Origin of the sequence: Pseudorhodoferax sp. (genome assembly GCF_047601025.1) — a bacterium.
GTDB lineage: Bacteria > Pseudomonadota > Gammaproteobacteria > Burkholderiales > Burkholderiaceae_C > Pseudorhodoferax.
Window position 1 is genome coordinate 3692681 of record NZ_JASGJZ010000001.1, and the last position, 18801, is coordinate 3711481.

Sequence of the window (18801 nt, forward strand, 5' to 3'; positions counted from 1 at the left end):
ACTTCAAGGAGCTTTCGCATGTACTACGAACTCGCGACCATGACCCTGCCCATGGGCACCGCCGGCCAGGCCGCCACCCTCGTGCAGGCCTACTGCACGTCCGGCCACGCCGGCGGCGAGCTGCTGGGCTGCTGGACCTCCGACATCGGCGTGCTGAACCAGATGATCGTGCTGCGCGGCTTCGACAGCCTGGCCGCGCTGCAGGCCGAGCGCAGCCGCACGCAGCTGCACGCCAGCCCGTTCGGCTGCGGCGAGATCTACCTGCGCCTGGAGCAGCACAGCTTCCAGGGCTTTCCGTGGATGAAGCCGGTGCGGCCCAGCGCCGAGTCCGGCATCGCCGGCCCCGTCTACGAGATCCGCACCTACGGCATCCGGCCGGGCGGCACGCAGCCCACGATCGACCTGTGGCAGGAATACCTGCCGCCGCGCGAGCAGCTCTCGCCCTGCGTGGTGGCGATGCTGGCGCTGGACGGCGCGCCGCGCTTCACCAACATCTGGGCCTACCCCTCGCTGGACGCGCGCAGCAAGGCCCGCGCCGACGCCGTGGCCCAGGGGCTGTGGCCGCCCAAGGGCGGCCCGTCGCACCTGACGGCCGAGATGGTCTCGACCATCGCGCTGCCGACCGCCGTGTCCCCCCTGCGGTGAGGGCGCCATCATGGACGACCGCCGCACAGACGCATCGGGCCGCGTGTATTCCCTGGCCTACCTGACCTCCCACCGCTGCACGCCCGCCGAGGCGGTGCGCGTCGCCGCGGCCAACGGCTATGCCTTCGTCGGCATGCGCCTGTGGCCCAACGCGCCGGGCGCGCAACAGCAGTACCTGCTCGGCCAGCCGCAGGCGCTGCGCGAGACCCAGGCCGCGCTGCAGGACACCGGCGTCGGCGTGTTCGACCTGGAGATCATCCGCATCGACGCCGACTTCGACCCGCACCGCTGGGACGCGCTGTACGACGCCGGCGCGGCGCTGCGGGCCAAGGCCGTGCTGGTGGCCGGCGACGACGCCGTCGAGGAACGCCTGACGCAGAACTACGCCCGGCTGTGCGAGGTGCTGCAGCGCTACGGCATGACGGCCGATCTGGAGTTCATGCCCTGGACCGCCGTGCCGGACGCCCGGGCCGCGCTGCGCATCGTGCGCGGCGCCGGCACGCCGCCCAACGCCGGCATCCTGGTCGACGCGCTGCACTTCGGCCGCTCGGCCACGACGCTGGAGGACATCCGCGCCATCCCGCGCAGCCTGCTGCACTACGCGCAGATCTGCGACGCCGAGGCCGGCACGGGGTTCACGACCGAGCAGATGATCCACACCGCGCGCGCCGAGCGCGCGCTGCCGGGCCAGGGCAGCATCGACCTGCCGGGCCTGTTCGCCGCGCTGCCGGCCGACCTGCCGATCAGCGTGGAAGTCATCAACCTGCCGCTGGAGCAGCAGCAAGACCCCATGCGGTGGGCCGCCACCTGCCTGGCCGCGAGCCGGCCGTTCGTGGAATGAGCCTCGCCCGGCCGTCCGAAGCGGCTCGCACCGCCGCGCGTCCAGTGACCGCGGACCGTTTGTCGCGGCTGCCGTTCTTCTTCGGCGCCCGCTGGTTCAGCAGCGCATGAACGGGCGCCACGCCCCTGCACGCACGACCTGAACCCGAACACCGACAGAGGAAGAACATGGATTTCGCACTGAACGACGAACAGAAGATGATGATCGGCACGATCCGCCGGTTCATCGCCGAGGAGCTGCATCCGCTGGAGCAGCGGATGGAGGAGGAGGGCGCGCTGCCGCGCGCGCAGGCGCAGGCCATCCACGACAAGGCCAGGGCGCTCGGCCTGTACGCGCTGAACATGCCGGCCGAGCTGGGCGGCGGCGGCCTGTCGAACCTGGACCGCATCCTGTGCGAGGAGCAGTTCGGCCACACCAGCGACCAGCTGATCCGCCGCGCCTTCGGCAACGTCTACGAGCCGCTGCTGCACTGCAAGGGCGCGCAGGTGGAACGCTGGCTCAAGCCCACCGTCGAGGGCCGGCGCACCTGCGCGATCGCCATCACCGAGCCGGGCGCCGGCTCGGACGCCGCCGGCATCCGCACGCACGCGAAGAAGACCGACACGGGCTGGGTGCTGAACGGCGGCAAGCACTTCATCAGCGACGGCGACTGGAGCGACTTCTTCCTGGTCTCGGCCAGGACCGGCGAGAAGGAGATCTCCATGTTCATGGTCGACAAGGGCCTCGCCGGCTTCACCGTCGGCAAGGACCAGCAGATGATGGGCATCCGCGGCACGCCGCACGTCGAGCTGTTCTTCGACAACGTGCCGCTGGAGGACGCCGCGCTGCTGGGCGAGCGCGGCCAGGGCTTCAAGCTGGCCATGGGCGCGCTGAACGTGGTGCGCCTGGCCCAGGTGGGCGCGCGCGCGGTCGGCAAGGCCAGCCACGTGTGCGAGCTGATGCTGCAGTACGCCGGCGAGCGCAGGCAGTTCGACACGCGCATCGGCGACTTCCAGATGGTCCAGCAGATGCTGGCCGACAGCGTCATCGAGATCAACGCGGCGCGCTGGATGGTCTACCAGGCTGCCTGGATGCTGGACCAGGGCCTGGACGCGCGCGAGCAGATCGCCATGGTCAAGGTGCACGCGGCCGAGACGCTGGGCCGCGTGGTCGACCGCGCGGTGCAGGTGTTCGGCGGCATGGGCTTCTGCAAGGAGCTGCCGATCGAGCGCTACTACCGCGACGCGCGCATCTACCGCATCTTCGACGGCACCAGCGAGATCCACCGCGGCGTGATCGCCAAGGCCGCCCTGAAGAAGGGCGCGGCGCTGTTCGACGTGGACCGGTGAACGCCATGGCAGACGGCAAATTCATGACGGCCGCCGAGGCGGCGGCGCTGATCCGCGACGGCGACACGGTCGGCCTGATGGGCGGCGGCGGCGGGCTGATGGAAGCCACGCACCTGTTCGAGGCGGTGCAGGCGCGCTTCCTGGCGACGCAGGCGCCGCGCGACCTGACGATGATCCACGCGCTGGGCATCGGCGACAAGAAGACCAAGGGCATGAACTGCTTCGCGCACGAAGGCCTGGTCCGGCGCGTGATCGGCGGGCACTGGGTCTGGTCGCCGGCCATGCAGCAGCTGGCGCTCGCGAACAAGATCGAGGCCTACATCCTGCCCGGTGGCGTGAGCAGCCAGCTGATGCGCGAGATCGGTGCCGGCCGGCCGGGCCTGGTCTCGCACGTCGGCCTGGGCACCGTGTGCGACCCGCGCCACGGCGGCGGACGCATGAACGCGGCCGCCCGGGACGACCTGGCCGAGGTCGTCACCATCGACGGCCGCGAATGGCTGCGCTACAAGCCCTTCCCGATCCACGTGGCGCTGGTGCGCGCCAGCGCCGCCGACGAGGACGGCAACATCAGCTTCGAGCACGAGGCCGCCAACCTGGACGCCCAGTCGCTCGCGCTGGCCGCGCGCAACAGCGGCGGCACCGTCATCGTGCAGGTGGCCGAGCGGCTGCCCCGCGGCGCGCTGAAGGCGCGCGAGGTGCGCATCCCCTCGGCCTGGGTCGACGCCATCGTCGTCGACCCGCAGCAGCGCACCAGCTACGACATCCCGTTCGACCCGGCCTTCAGCGGCGAGCTGACCGGCGCCGCGCGCGCCGAGAGCGAGGCCGCCGACCACGCCCGCGAGGTCGCCGCCGCGCAGGAGGCCTTCAGCGAACGCCAGGCCGTGGCGCGCCGCGCGGCGGTGGAGCTGTTCAACACCGGCAAGGCGCGGCCCGTCATCAACTACGGCGTGGGCGTGCCCGATGCCGTGGCCAAGCTGATCGCCGCGCGCAACGAGCAGCACCGCATCTACCAGACCATCGAGCACGGCACCTACGGCGGCACGCTGATGGACGGCGTGCTGTTCGGCTACGCGCGCAACGCGACCGCCATGCTGGACGCCGCCACGCAGTTCGACTTCTACGGCGGTGGCGGGCTGGACGTGGCCTTCCTCGGCTTCGGCGAGATGGACGAGGCGGGCAGCGTCAACGTCTCGCGCCTGGGCGGCGTGACGGTGGGCCCGGGCGGCTTCATCGACATCGCGCAGAACGCCAGGAAGGTGGTGTTCTGCGGCACGCTGGCGGCCAAGGGCGTGAAGCTCGCCACCGGCGACGGCCGCATGCGCGTGCTGCAGCAGGGCGGCGTGCGCAAGCTGGTGCGCCAGGTGGACCAGATCACCTTCAGCGGCCCGCAGGCCGTCAAGCGCGGTCAGCAGGTGCTGTACCTGACCGAGCGCGCGAGCTTCCGGCTCACGCCCGAGGGCGTGGAGCTGTTCGAGATCGCGCCGGGCATCGACCTGCAGCGCGACGTGCTGGACCAGATGGACTTCGCGCCGCGCATCGCGCGCGAGGTGGCGGTGATGGACGCGGCGCATTTCACGGCGCAGGGAGGTGCGGCATGAACGCGCGCAAAGGCTTCACGCTGGCCGGCGTGATGGGCTGGCCGGTCTCGCACTCGCGCTCGCCGCGGCTGCACGGCCACTGGATCGCCGAACTCGGCCTGCAGGGCACCTACGTGCCGCTGCCGGTGCCGCCCGGGCGCGTGGGCGAGGCCGTGCGCGGCCTGCGCGCGCTCGGCTTCGCCGGCTGCAACGTGACGATCCCGCACAAGGTGGCCGTGATGGAGCACCTGGACGAGATCGACCCGATGGCGCGCCAGATCGGCGCCGTCAACACCATCGTCGTGACGGAAGACGGCCGGCTGGTCGGCCGCAACACCGACGGCGAAGGCTGGCTGCGCGGCCTGCGCGACGCGCAGCCCGGCTGGCGCGCCGAGGCCGGCCCCGCCGTGGTGCTGGGCGCCGGCGGCGCCGCGCGCGCGGTGACGGCCGCCCTGGCCGCCGCCGGCGCGCCGGCCATCCGCATCGTCAACCGCACGCGCGAGAAGGCCGACGCCCTGGCCGCCAGCCTGGGCGGCGTGGCCACCGGGCACGGCTGGGCCGAGCGCGAGGCGCTGCTGGACGGCGCAGCGCTGCTGGTCAACACCACGAGCCAGGGCATGAAGGGCCAGCCGCCGCTGGACATCGCGCTGGAGCGCCTGCCGCGCGCCGCCGTGGTCAGCGACGTGGTCTACACGCCGCTGGAGACGCCGCTGCTGGCGGCGGCGCGGGCGCGGGGCAATCCGACGTCGGACGGACTGGGCATGCTGCTGAACCAGGCCCGGCCGGCGTTCGCGGCCTGGTTCGGGGTGGAGCCGGAGGTGACGGCGGAGCTGCGGGCGTTGATGGCGGAGGGGTTGTAGCGCTGCGGCGGACGATCGCCATCGAATACGTTCGTCTGCCTGAGCGCGACAGCGGCGAGCATTTCGTAAGGCCGTCCAAGCCTTGCCAGCACTCATCGGGCAGTCAGCCTGGCCGTTGTCTGGTCATAGACAAGCTCGGTGATCGTCCCATCCCGAATGCGCTCGACCGCCTCGTCGATCACCTGCAGCGGCACGACGAACCACTCCCGTGGCTTGACCGGCCTGCCGAAGCGGTCCTCGATGGTCAGGTCCAGCTGAACGGCGCCGAACAGCCGATGGAAGATGTTCTCCATCTTCGTCCGGCTGAGGTTGTGCAGCTTGTACTCGGCCACGACCTCGACCGAGGCCAGCAGGTAGGTCGCATCGTTCTCGGCGTCGGCGATACGGGTCTCGACCTTGCCGCCCGTGACGCCGATCTTGTGGATCAGCGCGCGATGCTCGGCGACGAACGGATGCGTGGACAAGCTGCGCAGTACATAGATCGTCCCGGTTTCGATGTCATCGGGCTCGGCCTGGGCGCCGAACAGCGGCCCCATGTCCGTGTCGGTCAGGCGCCGGCCCGAGTCATCCTTGTAGAGCGCACGCTGAAGCGAACGGCGCAGCAGGTTGCTCTCGGTGCCGTTGGCATAGACGACACGCAGGCGTGCATCGCTTTCACCGTTCGGCGCCTTGAAGGTTACGCCGACTTCGGCCACGTAGGCGAGCTGACCGCCGACGATGCAGAAGTTCCCCTCGTCGATGCTGGTGTCGCGTCCGAAACGAAGGGCCTTGCGCATACCCGACTTCAATTCCTGCTCCGCCTGCTCGAACACCGGCTGGAACCTGTCGAAGTCTTCGCACGGCGTGCGGTCGGCGACTTCTTCCGCCGCTTGCCTTTCGGCGTACGGGCGCACATGGCGCAGCACGGTGATGTCGGCCTGGTCCGACGGGTCGTTACTGATACCCAGCTCTGCAAGCAACGCGTCTTCGTCCAACGCATCCACATCGGCCCGAGTGGCCGGCGCTTCGGACAGCAAACCAGGCTTGTCCAGCTCGGACAGCAAAGCACGCGCCTCGGGCAGCTTGCGAAGCTGATCCAGCCGCACGGCGTACAGGCGCTCGAAGATGTCGCGGCCTTCGCCGTGCCCCGGCGCGCGCCGGTGGCGTACCGCCTCCTGGTCGGCCTCGCTCAGCTCCGGGTAGCGCTCGCGCACGATCTTGCCCAGGCGCTCGATGCTCAGTTCCTCCGGGATGGTGTTGTCCTTGTCGAGCGTGCCGCGCTCCAGCGACGGCTTGTCCTGGATGAAGGCGGCGATGACCTCGTTCAGGTCTTCCTTGCAGATGCGCTTGCCTTCCTTGCTCTTGGGCTTGGCCAGGCCGTTGATCTCGATGTGGATCTCGCCGGTTGGCGGCGTACCACGTGCGGGTTTCGGGGCCGGGCAGCTTGTCCAGCAGCGCCAGGTGGTGGTGCCAGGGCAATCGTGCAAGCACCTCTTGCACAAATGCCTGGTCCGGCCAGGCATCCGCGAACGCGCGCATGTACTTCAGGTTGCGCGGCGAAAAGCCCTTCATGTCGGGAAAGGCGGTGCGCAGGTCGTCGAAGCCCTTGGCCGAAATCATCTTGCGGTTAATCGCCAGATGATGGTGCGCCAATCGCTCCAAGGCGGCTTGCGCCAGGATGATGGATGCATCGATGCTCGGCGAACCGCCTCTCGTGTTGGCCTGGGAATACCAATAGATGGCCGTGTGCAGACAGCGCCTCCATGCTTCGGATTGTTGGCATCGCATCCATGCAGCGGCGATGCGCGCATCAAGTCGACCGGCGACTGTTCGTCGCTGCTCAGGGCGGTCGAACCGTTCGCGCGGCATGACCACCGCCACGGAGCGGCGGTGCATGGGGATGCTTGGCGGCTCCTGCTGGGCCTGCTCCAAACGTTCGGAAAAGCGGGCCTTGGCGGCCCCCGCATCCGCTAGCTTTGCGTGATGGATGGGGCACCCGGGATTCCGACCAGAAAGGCCGGAATCCTGCCGGACCGCCGTCGTCGCGCGGCGGTTCGTCGCCGGACTCAGCCCGGCCAGGCCGGCATCGCTGCCGCCCGGATCAACCGCGTCTCCTGCGCGGTGATCAGGTGCCCCGAGGCCGCCAGGTACTTCGGAAAGTCCGGGTGCGCGTCGCGCGCCCGGCTGCGCCGCTCGTAGTCGGCCAGGTCGTCGTAGCCCCACAGGTGCACGAACTGGTTCTGCGGCCCGACCAGGCTGGTCCAGAAGCCCAGCGGGTGGCCCAGCGTCTGCAGCAGCACCGGCATCGCCAGTTCGTTGAACACCTGCAGGAACTCGGGCATCTTGCGCAGTGCGATGGTGTAGACGCGGTGGTCCACCAGCGGCTTGGCCAGGCCGGCCGGGGCCAGCGCGGGGGAGGAGGGCGTGGCCGTCGTCATGCCGGCACCCCCTGTGCGCTGCGCACCGCCGCGCGCGGCGCGGCCGCGCCTGGCGGTGGCTGCTGCGCCCGGTCGGCGATGTGGTGCGCGGTGACGTAGGCGAACACCATGTTCGGCCCGTGCGTGATGCCGGCACCGGGGTAGCTGCCGCCCATCATGCTAGCGCGGTCGTTGCCGGCCGCGTACAGGCCTTCGATGGGCTGGCCGTCGCGCCGCAGCACCTCGCCGGTGAGGCTGGTCTGCAGGCCGTCGAAGGTGCCCAGGTCGCCCATCACCACGCGCACCGCGTAGAACGGGCCCTGGCGGACCGGCGCCACGCAGGCGTTGGGCCGGTGCTCGGGGTCGGCCAGGTAGCGGTTGAAGGCGGTCTTGCCGCGGCCGAAGGCCGGATCCTCGCCGCGTTCGGCGTGCTGGTTGTAGGCGCGCACGGTCTCCTGCAGGCCTTTGGGGTCGATGCCGGCCCTGGCCGCCAGGTCGGCCAGCGTACGGCCTTCGAGCAGGTAGCCGCTGCGCAGGTGCCGGCCGATCGGCATCGGCGCGGGCTTGACGTAGCCCAGGCCGTACTTGGCCAGGCAGGCCTTGTCGCAGACCAGCCACATCACGGTGTCCTTCTGCCCCTCGCAGGCGCGCGTGAGGGCGGCGCCCACGTCGTGGTAGGACTCCGATTCGTTGCAGAAGCGCCGGCCGTCCCGCAGCACGCCGATCACGCCGGGCTTGTAGCGATCCAGCAGGTGCGGGAACACGCCGAAGCGGCCGTTGCCCAGCGGCACGCGCGAGACCGGCATCCACGCCGCGCTGTCGGCGAAGCGGATGTCGGCCACGCCGCCGGCCGTCTCGGCCAGCGCCAGGCCGTCGCCGGTGTTGCTCTCGGGCGTGGGCGACAGGTGCTCGCCGCCGCGCCGCACGTGCGGGTAGGCCTCGGCCAGCCGCTTCGCGTCGTGCGGAAAGCCGCCGCAGGCCAGTACCACGCCGTGGCGCGCGCGGATCTCGCGGGCGCCGCCGGCGCCCTCCACGCGCACGCCGGTCACGCGGCCGTGTTCCTGCAGCAGCCCGCGCACCGGCGTGCTCGTCAGGATCGGGATGCCCAGGTCCAGCGCCGAGCGCGCCAGCCGCGCGGCCAGCGCGTTGCCGCTGGTGACCTGCACGCCACGCTTGTAGAGCGCCAGTTCCTTCAGGTGCGTGGCCAGCCGCCTGGCCACGTACATGGCCGAGGCCAGCGACTTCGTGGCGCGGAAGAAGTGCTTCAGGTCCGCGTTGGAGGAGTTGAACATCATGCCGATGAAGGTGATGGTCTCCAGCGGCGGCTTCAGGCGCGCCATGTCGGCGCCCAGGCCGCGGATGTCGTAGGGCGCGGCCAGGATGGAGCGGCCGACCTGCACGCCGCCCGGCGCGTCGCAGTGGTAGTCGGGGTACAGCGTGGGCACGAACTGCATCTGCGTCTCGCGCTGCAGGAACTCGACCATGGCCGGGCCGTGGTCCATGAAGGCCTGCGCCGTGGCCTCGTCGTAGAAGCGGCCGCTCTCGTGCATCAGGTAGGTGCGCACGGCCTCGCGCGTGTCGGCTGGGTTCTGCCGGCGGCCGTGCGGGCCCAGCGGGATCCACAGCACGCCGCCGGACAGCGCCGTGGTGCCGCCGAACACGGGCTCCTTTTCCAGCACGGCCACGCTGAGGCCGCGCTTCCTGGCCGTGATGGCGCAGGTCAGGCCGGCCGCGCCGGAGCCGGCCACGACCAGGTCGAAGGTGTCGTCGTCGTTCTGCATGTCTCGTCTCCTGCGGGTCAGTTGAAGCCTGGGCGGGGCACCATGTCCATCAGCATGCTGGACATGCCGCCGTCGACGACGATCTCGGCGCCGTTCACGTAGGCCGCGCGCGGGCTGGCCAGGAACAGCGCCACGTCGGCGATGTCCTGCGGCTCGCCGATGCGCCGGCTGGCGGTGACGGCCGCGCGCCGGGCCTCGAAGCCGGGCTCCTCGTAGAACCTGGCCGACAGCGCGGTGCGGATCATCCCGGGGCAGACCGCGTTGCTGCGCACGCCCTGCGGCCCCCATTCCACGGCGAGCTGGCGCGACAGCAGCAGCACGCCGGCCTTGCTGGCGCTGTAGGCGCCGCTGCCGGTCTGCGGGAACAGGCCGGAGATCGAGGCCACGTGCACGATGCTGCCGCGCCCGGCCGCGCGCATGCCGGCGCCGAAGGCGCGCGCGCACAGCAGGTAGCCCGTCAGGTTGACGGCCAGCACCTCGTTCCATCGCGCCAGGTCCACCTCGGCCAGCGGCCCGGCGCGCAGCAGGCCGGCGTTGTTGACCAGCACGCCGGCCGGGCCGAGCCGGGCGCGGACCAGCGCGGCGGCGTCGGCCACGGCGGCGGCGTCGGACACGTCGCAGGGCACGGCCAGCGCGTCGGCGCCGGTCTCGCGCAGGGCCCGGGCCTGGGCCTCGGCGGCCGCGGCGTCGCGGTCGAGCAGGGCGACGCGGCCGCCGGCCGCGGCCAGGCCCTGCGCGATGGCCGCGCCGATGCCGCTGCCGGCGCCGCTGACCACGCAGACCTGGCCATCCAGGCCAAGCCAGTGCGGGGCGGGGGAACGCTGGTCCGTCATGGGTATGTCTCCTTCCGTGCTTGCGAATGAATGGCGGGGATTCTGGAAGTGCGGGCCGCCCCGGGCTTTGACGATTCCTGCCAAGGGCCGGACAATTCACGCAGACCCTGCCACCCTCGACGCTACACCCGCTTGCCCATGTCGCGCGCCATCCCGAACTACGCGCTGTACGGCGACCAGGCCCGCCCGGCCTGGCTCGCGACCTTCGACTTCGAGTGGATCCCGCAGCGCTCGCTGCCGTACAACTGGGACATCCAGCCGCACACGCACGATGCCTTCGTGCAGGTGCTGATGCTGACCCAGGGCCAGGTGCGGGTGCGGCTGGACCATGCGTCGATCGAGGCCGCGGCGCCCTGCCTGATCGTCGTGCCCGCACAAACCGTGCATGGCTTTCGCTTCACGCCCGACACCGACGGGCCGGTCGTCACCGCCACGCAGCGGCCGCTGGAATCGTTGGCCGCGCTGGTCATGCCCGAGCTGGTGCAGACGCTGCGGTTGCCGCAGGTCATGGCGCTGAACGGCGACGACCTGGACCGGCTGATGCCGCTGTTCCTGGCCGTGGAGCGCGAGCACCGCGCGGGCGACACCGGCCACGTGGCCGCCGGCATGGCGCTGCTGGCCGCGGTGGCGGTGCACATCGCGCGGCTGCGCCAGCAGGGCCGTGGCCTGCAGAGCCAGCAGCGCTCGCGCAAGGCCGGGCAGATCGAGGCCTTCCGGCGCGCGGTGGACGCGCATTTCCGCGAGCACCTGCCGGTCACCGCCTACGCCGCCGAGCTGGGGGTGACGGCCGGCCAGCTCACGCGGCTGTGCCAGGAGGTGCTGGGCATGTCCAGCCTGGACGTGGTCAACGCCCGGCTGGTGCACGAGGCCCAGCGCGAGTTGGTCTACACCCCCAGCAGCATCAAGCAGATCGCCGCCAGCCTGGGCTTCGCGGACGAGGCCTACTTCGGCCGCTTCTTCCGCAAGCACACGGGCGTGACGCCCACCGCCTTCCGCGAGAGCGCGCTGCGCGCGCTGCAGGACGGCGGCGACGACGCGGGCAAGGCGCTGGAAGGCGCCTGAACCTCCCCGTATAGTCCCGGCCCATGCAAGAACGCACCATCGGACCCTTCACCGTCTCGGCCATCGGGCTGGGCTGCATGAACCTGAGCCACGCCTACGGCGTGCCGCCGCCGGCCGATCAGGCCGAGCGCGTGCTGTTGCAGGCGCTGGACGCTGGCGTGACGCTGTTCGACACGGCCGCGCTGTACGGCTTCGGCGCCAACGAGGAACTGGTGGGCCGCGTGCTCGGGCCGCACCGCAGCCGCTTCACGCTGGCCAGCAAGGGCGGCATGGCCGGCGTGCGCGGCGAGGACGGCGTGCTGCGCCGCGTGATCGATGGCCGGCCCGAGACGCTGCGCCGCAACTGCGAGGACAGCCTGCGCCGCCTGCAGACCGACGTGATCGACCTGTACTACCTGCACCGCTGGGACAAGCAGGTGCCGATCGAGGACAGCGTGGGCGCGCTCGCCGACCTCGTGCGCGCCGGCAAGGTGCGCACGATCGGCCTGTCGGAGGTCTCGGCCGCGACGATCCGCAAGGCGCACGCGGTGCACCCGGTCACCGCGGTGCAGACCGAGTACTCGCTGTGGACGCGCAACCCCGAGATCGCGGTGCTGGACGCCTGCCGCGAGATCGGCGCGGCCTTCGTCGCCTTCAGCCCGCTCGCGCGCGCCTACCTGACCGGCACGCTGGCCGACGTGGCCAGCCTGGACGCCAAGGACATCCGCCGGCCGATGCCGCGCTTCTCGCCCGAGAACTACGCGGCCAACCTGAAGCTGCTGCCGCCCTACGTGGAGCTGGCGCGCGAGGCCGGCTGCACGCCGGCGCAGCTGGCGCTGGCCTGGCTGCTGCACAAGGCGCCGCACATCGTGCCGATCCCGGGCACCACCAGCACGGACCACCTGCGCGAGGACCTGGACGCCGCCGCCGTGCGCCTGACGCCCGCGCTGATGGCGCGCGCCGAGGCGCTGATCGGCCCGCACAACGTGGCCGGCGCGCGCTATGCGCCGCAGGGCATGGGCGAGGTCGATACCGAGAACTTCGCTTGAGATAAAACGAAACAAAGCGAAACCGCGCCGAGACCCCGGCGCGCCGGACCGCCGGCACCATCGCGGCCATGTTCACCACCACCACACGAAGGACATGGTCATGAAATCCTGGATCAAGCGCAGCCTCGCGGGCCTGTTCGGCGCCGCCATCGTGGCCGGCAGCCTGTCGGCCTGCGGCCACCGCATGCATGGCGACGGCTGGGGCGCCAGTACCGAGCGGATGGCCGAGCGCCGCGCCCACGTGGTCGAGCGCGTGGCCCGCAAGCTGGAGCTGGACGCGGCGCAGAAGGCCAAGCTCGATGCGCTGGCCACGCGGCTGGCCGAGCAGCGCCGCACGCTGATGGGCGAGGGCGACCCGCGCGAGCAGGTGCGCGCGCTGGTGGCCGGCGACCGCTTCGACCGCGCCGCGGCGCAGGCGCTGGTGACGCAGAAGACCGCCGCGCTGAACGCCGGCAGCCCGGAACTGGTCGCCGCGCTCGGCGACTTCTACGACAGCCTGAACCCGGCCCAGCAGCAGCAGGTGCGCGACTTCCTGCAGCGCCGCGGCGGCTGGCACCGCAGCTGAGAAGCGGTGAACGCATCCTTCGCACCCAGGCGAGGCTCCCGATGAGCGTCCACGCGCTTCGCCGGCGCCATGCCCGGGGGCTGGGCCTGGGGTGCGCCTCCCATGCGGCCGTTGCGGTCCTTGCACCGGCACCAGCCAGGGTGGCGGCCCGCGCCGACGCCTGCGGTTCGGCGCGCCCCGTCGCGGGCGCGGTCGATTCGGTCGCAGCCTCCAGGCGCGGCCACACAATGGCGCCATGCCGCGCATCCTGCTGATCGACGACGACGCCCAGCTGGGCCCGCCGCTGGCCGCGTACTTCGCGCGCTTCGAACTCGTGCTGGAGCAGGCCCTGCATCCGGAGCAGGGCCTGGCGCTGCTGCGCGCCGGCGGCTTCGACGCCGCGATCCTGGACGTGATGCTGCCGGGCATGGACGGCTTCGCGCTGTGCCGCGCGATCCGCCAGGAGAGCGACATCCCGATCCTGATGCTGACCGCGCGCGGCGAGCTGACCGACCGCGTGGTCGGCCTGGAGCTGGGCGCCGACGACTACATTCCCAAGCCGTTCGAGCCGCGCGAGCTGGTCGCGCGCGTGCAGACCGTGCTGCGCCGGCGCGTGGTTCGCGCGGCGGCGCCGGCCGAGGGCGGCCGGCTGCGCTTCGACGGGCTGGAGCTCGACCCCGTCACGCGCCGGGTCTGGCGCCATGGCGAGGCCGTCGAACTGACCGGCACCGAGTTCGAGCTGCTGCAGCTGCTGGCGCGCGAGCCGGGCCGTGTCTGGAGCCGCGACGACATCCTGAACCAGCTGCGCGGCCACGAGGCCGAGCTGTACACGCGCGCCGTGGATATCGTCGTCAGCCGGCTGCGCCGCAAGCTCGAGCCGCTGGAGGCGATCAAGACGCTGCGCAACGCCGGCTACGCGCTGGCCCTGGCGCCGGCGGACGGCCGTGGCTGATGCGCCGCCCCGGGCCGGCCGGCTGCGGCGCGCGCTGCGGGCCGTGGGCCATTCGCTGCGGCTGCGGCTGGTGGCGCTGTTCCTGCTGCTGGCGCTGGCGCTGGCGGCCAGCTTCCTGGGCGGCATGCAGCGCGCGCTGTCGATCGGCTGGAAGGACGCCGCGCGCCCGCTGGTGGCCGACTACGTGGACCGGCTCGCGGCCGAGATCGGCAGCCCGCCCAGCGTCGCGCGCGCGCAGGCGCTGGCCGAGCGGCTGCCGATCAGCGTGCAGATCAGCGGCCCGGCGGTGAACTGGCGCAGCGAGCCCGAGCCGCGCCATGGCCCGCGCGAGCTCGACTTCCTGCGCCGCACCACGGCCGACGGCCACCAGATCGAGCTGGGCCTGTCGGTCCCGGTCTGGCGCGAGCGGCCGCGCCGCATCGGCTGGATGACGCTGGCCGTGCTGCTGGCGCTGACGCTGGCGGCCTGGGGCTACGTGCACCGACTGCTGCGGCCGCTGCGCGACATCGGCGCCGGCGCGCGGCGCTTCGGCGCGGGCGAGTTCGGCCAGCCGATCCCGGTGCGCCGGCACGACGAGCTCGGCGACCTGGCCGAGGGCGTGAACGCGATGGCCGCGGACATCCACCAGATGCTGGAGGCCAAGCGCGCGCTGCTGCTGGCCATCAGCCACGAGCTGCGCAGCCCGCTGACGCGCGCGCGGCTGCACACCGAGCTGCTGCCCGAGGCGCCCGGGGTGGCCGGCCCGCGCGAGGCGCTGCTGCGGGAGCTGGCGCTGATGCGCGACCTGGTGGCGGACCTGCTGGAGAGCGAGCGCCTGGCCACGCGCCACGCGGCGCTGCAGCGCGAGCCGACCGACCTGGCCGCGCTGGCGCGCGAGGTCGTCGACGCGATGGGGGCCGGGCCGGACGCCGCGCCGCGCCTGCTGGCCGCGCCCGGCCTGCCGGTGCTGGCGCTGGACCCGGCGCGCATGCGGCTGCTGCTGCGCAACCTGCTGGGCAACGCGCTGCGCCACAGCGCCGGCGCGGCGCGGCCGCCCGAGCTGCGGCTGTCGCCCGAGCGCGGCGGCATCCGCCTGAGCGTGCGCGACCACGGCCCCGGCGTGGACGAGGCCGTGCTGCCGCAACTGGCCCAGCCCTTCTACCGGCCCGACGCGGCCCGCGCGCGCGCCGGCGGCGGCGTGGGCCTGGGGCTGTACCTGTGCCGGCTGGTCGCGCAGGCGCACGGTGCCAGCTGGCAGGTGCGCAACGCGCATCCGGGGCTGGAGGTGCGGGTGGACCTGCCGGCGCCGGCAGGCCGGGAACGGGCCTGACGGGCCGGCGCCGCCATCGTTCCCTGGCACCGTCCCCGCTCGGCCGGTAGCGGGCGTCCGGCACGGCGCGGGCGCCGAAGAGGGTGGTGGAAATCCTCGACCGAAGCGGCTTCGGGGTCGCAGGCCGTGCTGGCCGTGGCGGGTCGGCGTGGATGCCGGGCAGTGGCCCGTCTCTTCAAGCCGTCTCGGCGTCCGTCGCCTCGGTCCCGCTTGCGCCGTTGACCCAGTCGGCGTCCAGGCGCTGCATGTTCTCCAGGATCTTCAGCAGGTAGTGCAGCGTGTGGGTGACGTCGTTGATCGAGAAATCACCCAGGATTTCCTCGTAGTAGGCCTGGATCTTCGGCCGCGCCAGCACGTGCCAGACGTGCTGGCCCGACGCGGTCATCGTGACCAGGCGCGAGCGCCGGTCCCGCCCGTCCGGGGTGACGGCCAGGTGCCCGTCGCGCTCCATCCGGCTGATCAGGCCGGACAGGTTCTGCCGGCTCACCATCAGGTACTTGGCCAGGTCGCCAATGCTCATGCCGCCTTTGGCCTGGTCGCGCGACAGCGCGCCCAGCACCGCCCATTGCTGGGTCGTCAGGCCTTCCTCCTCCACCGCGCGCGATCCGGTTTTATGCAACATGTTTGCGCATTGGTAGAGCCTGAAGAACAACCTGTTGGCCAGCTCCAGCTTGGCTGCCGACGATTCTTTTCTAGGGTTAATCATGAGATTTCGCAGGGAGAAAGCGCTTGCGTCCATGGTTGATGCGGTCATAGACTTGAGTCAACATATTTACCTAATTGGATCGAAGCGGCGATGCATCATCGACCGGCCCGCCCACCCTGACAGCCTCCAGAGGACATGCAATGAAGCGATTCGAACACAAGACCATCGTCGTCACCGGCGGTGGCGGCGGCATCGGCGGGGCGACCTGCCTGCGGTTCGGCAAGGAGGGCGGCCGCGTCGCGGTGCTCGACCTCAACCTGGACGCGGCCGAGAAAGTGGCCGCGCAGATCCGTGCCGAAGGCGGCGCCGCGCAGGCGCTGCGCTGCGACATCACCGACCGCGCCAGCGTCAATGCCGCGCTGGCGGCGACCGAGGAAAAACTGGGCCCGGTCGACGTGCTGGTCAACAACGCCGGCTGGGACGTGTTCAAGCCGTTCACCAAGACCGAGCCCGCGCAGTGGGACCAGCTGATCGCGATCAACCTGGTCGGCGCGCTGCACCTGCACCACGCCGTGCTGCCCGGCATGGCCGCCCGCAAGGCTGGGCGCATCGTCAACATCGCCTCGGATGCGGCGCGCGTCGGCTCCTCCGGCGAGGCCGTTTACGCCGCTTGCAAGGGTGGGCTGGTGGCCTTCTCCAAAACCATCGCCCGCGAGCATGCGCGCCATGGCATCACGGTCAACGTGGTCTGCCCAGGGCCCACCGATACGGCCCTGTTCGCCGACTACAAAGAAGGCGCGGGCAACCCCGAGAAGCTGCTGGAAGCGTTCAAGCGCTCCATCCCCCTGGGCCGCATCGGCCAGCCGCAGGACCTGCCCGGCGCCATCCTGTTCTTCGCCAGCGAGGACGCCGCCTTCGTCACCGGCCAGGTGCTCAGCGTTTCCGGCGGCCTGACCATGAACGGCTGACCCGGCCGCCCCCAACCCCTTGACCGAGGAGACACCATGAATTTCGAAGACATCCTGTACGAGGTCCGCAACGGCGTGGCCTGGATCACGATCAACCGGCCCGAGAAGATGAACGCCTTCCGCGGCCAGACCTGCGACGAGATCATCCGCGCGCTGAACAAGGCCGGCTACGACAAGGCCGTGGGTGCCATCGTGCTGGCCGGCGCCGGCGACCGTGCCTTCTGCACCGGCGGCGACCAGTCCGCCCACAACGGCAACTACGACGGGCGCGGCACCATCGGCCTGCCGATGGAGGAACTGCACGCCGCCGTCCGCGACGTGCCCAAGCCGGTGATCGCGCGCGTGCAGGGCTACGCCATCGGCGGCGGCAACGTGCTGTGCACCATCTGCGACCTGACGATTTGCTCGGAGAAGGCCGTCTTCGGCCAGGTCGGCCCCAAGATGGGCTCGGTCGACCCCGGCTACGGCACCGCCTTCCTGGCCCGCGTGGTGGGCGAGAAGAAGGCGCGCGAGATCTGGTACCTGAACAAGCGCTATTCGGGCCAGGAGGCCGTGGCCATGGGCCTGGCCAACATCTGCGTGCCGCCGGAAAAGCTGGACGAGACCGTGCAGGAATGGGCCGAGACCATTTGCGAGCGCAGCCCCACGGCCATCGCCATCGCCAAGCGCAGCTTCAACGCCGACACCGCGCACCAGAGCGGCATTGCCGGCATGGGCATGTATGCGCTCAAGCTGTACTACGACACCGAGGAATCCCGCGAAGGCGTGGCCGCGCTGGCCGAGAAGCGCAAGCCGGATTTCCGCAAGTACGCCAGGTAGCACGCCGGTTGATCCGCCCAGGCAACGAGATACGCGAGGAGACAAGGTGAACCCCTACATCGATGAAGACCTGGCCGCGCTGGCCGAGCACGCCCGGCGCTTTGCCGAAGGCCGCGTGGCGCCGGGCTTTCTGGCGCGCGACGACACCCGCGTGCTCGACCGCACGTTGATGCGCGAGATGGGCGAGATGGGGTTCATCGCCCCCGAGCTGCCCGAAGCGGTGGGTGGCCAGGGCCTGGGGCGGCTGGCCGCTGGCGTCATCCACGAGGAAATCGCCCGTGCCGACCTGAGCATCAGCTACATCAACCTGCTGGCCTCGCTGAACGGGCAGATCCTGTCGGAGCACGGCCGGCCCGAGGTGGTCGCCCCCTGGCTGGCCCGGCTGACCAAGGGCGAGGCGCTGCTCGCCATCGCGCTGACCGAGCCGCGCGGCGGCTCGGACGCGGCCAACCTGCGCCTGCGGGTCGAGCGCGTGGGCAGCGAGTACGTCATCAACGGCGAGAAGACCTCGATCTCGGCGGCCGACCAGGCCGATGCCGCCGTGGTGTTCGGCCGCACTGGCCCGGTGGACGCGGGGGCGCACGGCGTGACCGCGCTGCTGGTGCCGATGGACACTTCGGGCGTCACGCGCAGCCGTTTCGACTGCCATGGCCAGCGGGCCATCGGCCGCGGCTCGCTGTTCTTCGAGAACGTGCGCGTGCCAGTCGACTACCGGCTGGGCGAGGAGAACAAGGGCTTCGTGCAGGTGATGCAGGGCTTCGACTTCTCGCGCGCGCTGATCGGCCTGCAGGTGCTGGCCGTGGCCCGCGTGGCGCTGGAGGAAACCTGGGCCTACGTGGCGCAGCGCGAGGCCTTCGGCAAGCCGCTGTCGGCTTTCCAGGGCGTGTCCCATCCGCTGGCCGACCTGGACACCCAGGTGACGGCCGCGCGCCTGCTGTGCCTGCAGACCCTGTGGCTCAAGGACCGGCACCTGCCCCACACCGCCGAGGCGGCGATGTGCAAGTGGTGGGGCCCGAAGTTGGCCTACGACGTGGTGCACCAGTGCCTGCTGATGTTCGGCCACGGCGGCTACGACCGCGGGGTGATGGAACAGCGCCTGCGCGACGTGCTGGGCTTCCAGCTTGGTGACGGCACCGCCCAGATCATGAAAACCATCGTGGCGCGCACCCGCGCCGGGCGCCAGGCCGTGCCGGCCTGAAGCGCGCCATCCAT

Annotated in this window: 18 protein-coding genes and 1 pseudogene; 13 read left to right on the forward strand and 6 right to left on the reverse strand. The window is 71.5% G+C overall.

Features of this window, described 5'->3' with window-relative positions:
- Positions 1-18: 18 nt before the first annotated feature.
- The 5 genes from QM782_RS17295 (at position 19) to QM782_RS17315 (ending at position 5251) form a co-directional block, all read left to right on the forward strand.
- Positions 19-645, forward strand: coding sequence for an NIPSNAP family protein (locus tag QM782_RS17295; RefSeq protein ID WP_415204134.1), 627 nt, complete (start codon positions 19-21; stop codon positions 643-645).
- Positions 646-655: 10 nt separating this feature from the next.
- On the forward strand, positions 656-1486 hold the full coding sequence (locus tag QM782_RS17300; RefSeq protein WP_415204135.1) for a sugar phosphate isomerase/epimerase family protein: 831 nt from the start codon (positions 656-658) through the stop codon (positions 1484-1486).
- Between the two features lie 167 nt (positions 1487-1653).
- Positions 1654-2814, forward strand: a complete 1161-nt coding sequence (locus QM782_RS17305; RefSeq protein ID WP_415204136.1) for an acyl-CoA dehydrogenase family protein — start codon at positions 1654-1656, stop codon at positions 2812-2814.
- Positions 2815-2819: 5 nt separating this feature from the next.
- Positions 2820-4412 (forward strand): acyl CoA:acetate/3-ketoacid CoA transferase, encoded by a 1593-nt coding sequence (locus QM782_RS17310; protein WP_415204137.1) that lies wholly within the window; start codon positions 2820-2822, stop codon positions 4410-4412.
- Positions 4409-5251 (forward strand): shikimate dehydrogenase, encoded by an 843-nt coding sequence (locus QM782_RS17315; RefSeq protein ID WP_415204138.1) that lies wholly within the window; start codon positions 4409-4411, stop codon positions 5249-5251. Before QM782_RS17310 ends, QM782_RS17315 begins: the two co-directional genes overlap by 4 nt.
- A gap of 92 nt (positions 5252-5343) precedes the next feature.
- Here the strand turns inward: QM782_RS17315 and QM782_RS17320 are convergent, their stop codons facing one another.
- From QM782_RS17320 to QM782_RS17340, 5 genes and pseudogenes are all read right to left on the reverse strand, one after another.
- Positions 5344-6717: a GIY-YIG nuclease family protein gene (locus tag QM782_RS17320; RefSeq protein ID WP_415204139.1), complete on the reverse strand. Its 1374-nt coding sequence runs from the start codon at positions 6715-6717 to the stop codon at positions 5344-5346.
- A pseudogene (locus QM782_RS17325) lies at positions 6638-6826 on the reverse strand (DUF1016 N-terminal domain-containing protein); the annotation flags it as partial. The gene QM782_RS17320 and the pseudogene QM782_RS17325, both read right to left, overlap by 80 nt.
- A 470-nt stretch (positions 6827-7296) precedes the next feature.
- Positions 7297-7668 (reverse strand): NIPSNAP family protein, encoded by a 372-nt coding sequence (locus tag QM782_RS17330; RefSeq protein WP_415204140.1) that lies wholly within the window; start codon positions 7666-7668, stop codon positions 7297-7299.
- Positions 7665-9428 (reverse strand): FAD-dependent oxidoreductase, encoded by a 1764-nt coding sequence (locus tag QM782_RS17335; RefSeq protein ID WP_415204141.1) that lies wholly within the window; start codon positions 9426-9428, stop codon positions 7665-7667. Before QM782_RS17335 ends, QM782_RS17330 begins: the two co-directional genes overlap by 4 nt.
- Before the next feature lie 17 nt (positions 9429-9445).
- The gene (locus QM782_RS17340) at positions 9446-10261 is read right to left on the reverse strand and encodes an SDR family NAD(P)-dependent oxidoreductase (protein ID WP_415204142.1); all 816 of its coding nucleotides are present in this window, start codon (positions 10259-10261) and stop codon (positions 9446-9448) included.
- Positions 10262-10399: 138 nt separating this feature from the next.
- On the opposite strand from QM782_RS17340, the gene QM782_RS17345 reads away from it, so the two are divergent.
- From QM782_RS17345 to QM782_RS17365, 5 genes are all read left to right on the forward strand, one after another.
- The gene (locus QM782_RS17345) at positions 10400-11323 is read left to right on the forward strand and encodes a helix-turn-helix domain-containing protein (protein ID WP_415204143.1); all 924 of its coding nucleotides are present in this window, start codon (positions 10400-10402) and stop codon (positions 11321-11323) included.
- A 23-nt stretch (positions 11324-11346) separates the two neighbouring features.
- Positions 11347-12351 (forward strand): aldo/keto reductase, encoded by a 1005-nt coding sequence (locus QM782_RS17350; protein WP_415204144.1) that lies wholly within the window; start codon positions 11347-11349, stop codon positions 12349-12351.
- A 94-nt stretch (positions 12352-12445) separates the two neighbouring features.
- Positions 12446-12916, forward strand: a complete 471-nt coding sequence (locus QM782_RS17355; RefSeq protein WP_415204145.1) for a Spy/CpxP family protein refolding chaperone — start codon at positions 12446-12448, stop codon at positions 12914-12916.
- Between the two features lie 235 nt (positions 12917-13151).
- Positions 13152-13847, forward strand: a complete 696-nt coding sequence (locus QM782_RS17360) for a response regulator transcription factor (RefSeq protein ID WP_415204146.1) — start codon at positions 13152-13154, stop codon at positions 13845-13847.
- Positions 13840-15156 carry an ATP-binding protein gene (locus QM782_RS17365; RefSeq protein ID WP_415204147.1) on the forward strand — a complete coding sequence of 439 codons (1317 nt, stop codon included), beginning with the start codon at positions 13840-13842 and terminating at the stop codon, positions 15154-15156. The genes QM782_RS17360 and QM782_RS17365 overlap by 8 nt, the downstream gene beginning before the upstream one ends.
- Positions 15157-15331: 175 nt before the next feature.
- On the opposite strand, the gene QM782_RS17370 is transcribed toward QM782_RS17365, so the two are convergent.
- Positions 15332-15862 (reverse strand): MarR family winged helix-turn-helix transcriptional regulator, encoded by a 531-nt coding sequence (locus tag QM782_RS17370; protein ID WP_415205674.1) that lies wholly within the window; start codon positions 15860-15862, stop codon positions 15332-15334.
- 140 nt (positions 15863-16002) lie between these two features.
- Here QM782_RS17370 and badH point away from each other — a divergent pair, with 140 nt between their 5' ends.
- From badH to aliB, 3 genes are read left to right on the forward strand one after another with little or no spacing between them, the layout of a single operon-like run.
- Positions 16003-16770: a 2-hydroxycyclohexanecarboxyl-CoA dehydrogenase gene (badH, locus tag QM782_RS17375; RefSeq protein ID WP_415204148.1), complete on the forward strand. Its 768-nt coding sequence runs from the start codon at positions 16003-16005 to the stop codon at positions 16768-16770.
- A 36-nt stretch (positions 16771-16806) separates the two neighbouring features.
- Positions 16807-17589, forward strand: coding sequence for a 2-ketocyclohexanecarboxyl-CoA hydrolase (badI, locus tag QM782_RS17380; protein ID WP_415204149.1), 783 nt, complete (start codon positions 16807-16809; stop codon positions 17587-17589).
- A 46-nt stretch (positions 17590-17635) separates the two neighbouring features.
- Positions 17636-18787, forward strand: a complete 1152-nt coding sequence (gene aliB, locus QM782_RS17385; protein ID WP_415204150.1) for a cyclohexanecarboxyl-CoA dehydrogenase — start codon at positions 17636-17638, stop codon at positions 18785-18787.
- Positions 18788-18801 lie beyond the last annotated feature (14 nt).

Bases quoted from the DNA above. Each gene is read 5' to 3' on its own strand.
- QM782_RS17350 (WP_415204144.1), top strand. From the start codon at position 11,347: ATGCAAGAACGCACCATCGGACCCTTCACCGTCTCGGCCATCGGGCTG.
- QM782_RS17345 (WP_415204143.1), top strand. From the start codon at position 10,400: ATGTCGCGCGCCATCCCGAACTACGCGCTGTACGGCGACCAGGCCCGC.
- badI (WP_415204149.1), top strand. From the start codon at position 16,807: ATGAATTTCGAAGACATCCTGTACGAGGTCCGCAACGGCGTGGCCTGG.
- QM782_RS17340 (WP_415204142.1), bottom strand. From the start codon at position 10,261: ATGACGGACCAGCGTTCCCCCGCCCCGCACTGGCTTGGCCTGGATGGC.
- QM782_RS17330 (WP_415204140.1), bottom strand. From the start codon at position 7,668: ATGACGACGGCCACGCCCTCCTCCCCCGCGCTGGCCCCGGCCGGCCTG.
- QM782_RS17300 (WP_415204135.1), top strand. From the start codon at position 656: ATGGACGACCGCCGCACAGACGCATCGGGCCGCGTGTATTCCCTGGCC.
- QM782_RS17355 (WP_415204145.1), top strand. From the start codon at position 12,446: ATGGTCATGAAATCCTGGATCAAGCGCAGCCTCGCGGGCCTGTTCGGC.
- QM782_RS17335 (WP_415204141.1), bottom strand. From the start codon at position 9,428: ATGCAGAACGACGACGACACCTTCGACCTGGTCGTGGCCGGCTCCGGC.
- QM782_RS17360 (WP_415204146.1), top strand. From the start codon at position 13,152: ATGCCGCGCATCCTGCTGATCGACGACGACGCCCAGCTGGGCCCGCCG.
- QM782_RS17295 (WP_415204134.1), top strand. From the start codon at position 19: ATGTACTACGAACTCGCGACCATGACCCTGCCCATGGGCACCGCCGGC.
- QM782_RS17315 (WP_415204138.1), top strand. From the start codon at position 4,409: ATGAACGCGCGCAAAGGCTTCACGCTGGCCGGCGTGATGGGCTGGCCG.
- badH (WP_415204148.1), top strand. From the start codon at position 16,003: ATGAAGCGATTCGAACACAAGACCATCGTCGTCACCGGCGGTGGCGGC.
- QM782_RS17305 (WP_415204136.1), top strand. From the start codon at position 1,654: ATGGATTTCGCACTGAACGACGAACAGAAGATGATGATCGGCACGATC.
- QM782_RS17370 (WP_415205674.1), bottom strand. From the start codon at position 15,862: ATGATTAACCCTAGAAAAGAATCGTCGGCAGCCAAGCTGGAGCTGGCC.
- QM782_RS17310 (WP_415204137.1), top strand. From the start codon at position 2,820: ATGGCAGACGGCAAATTCATGACGGCCGCCGAGGCGGCGGCGCTGATC.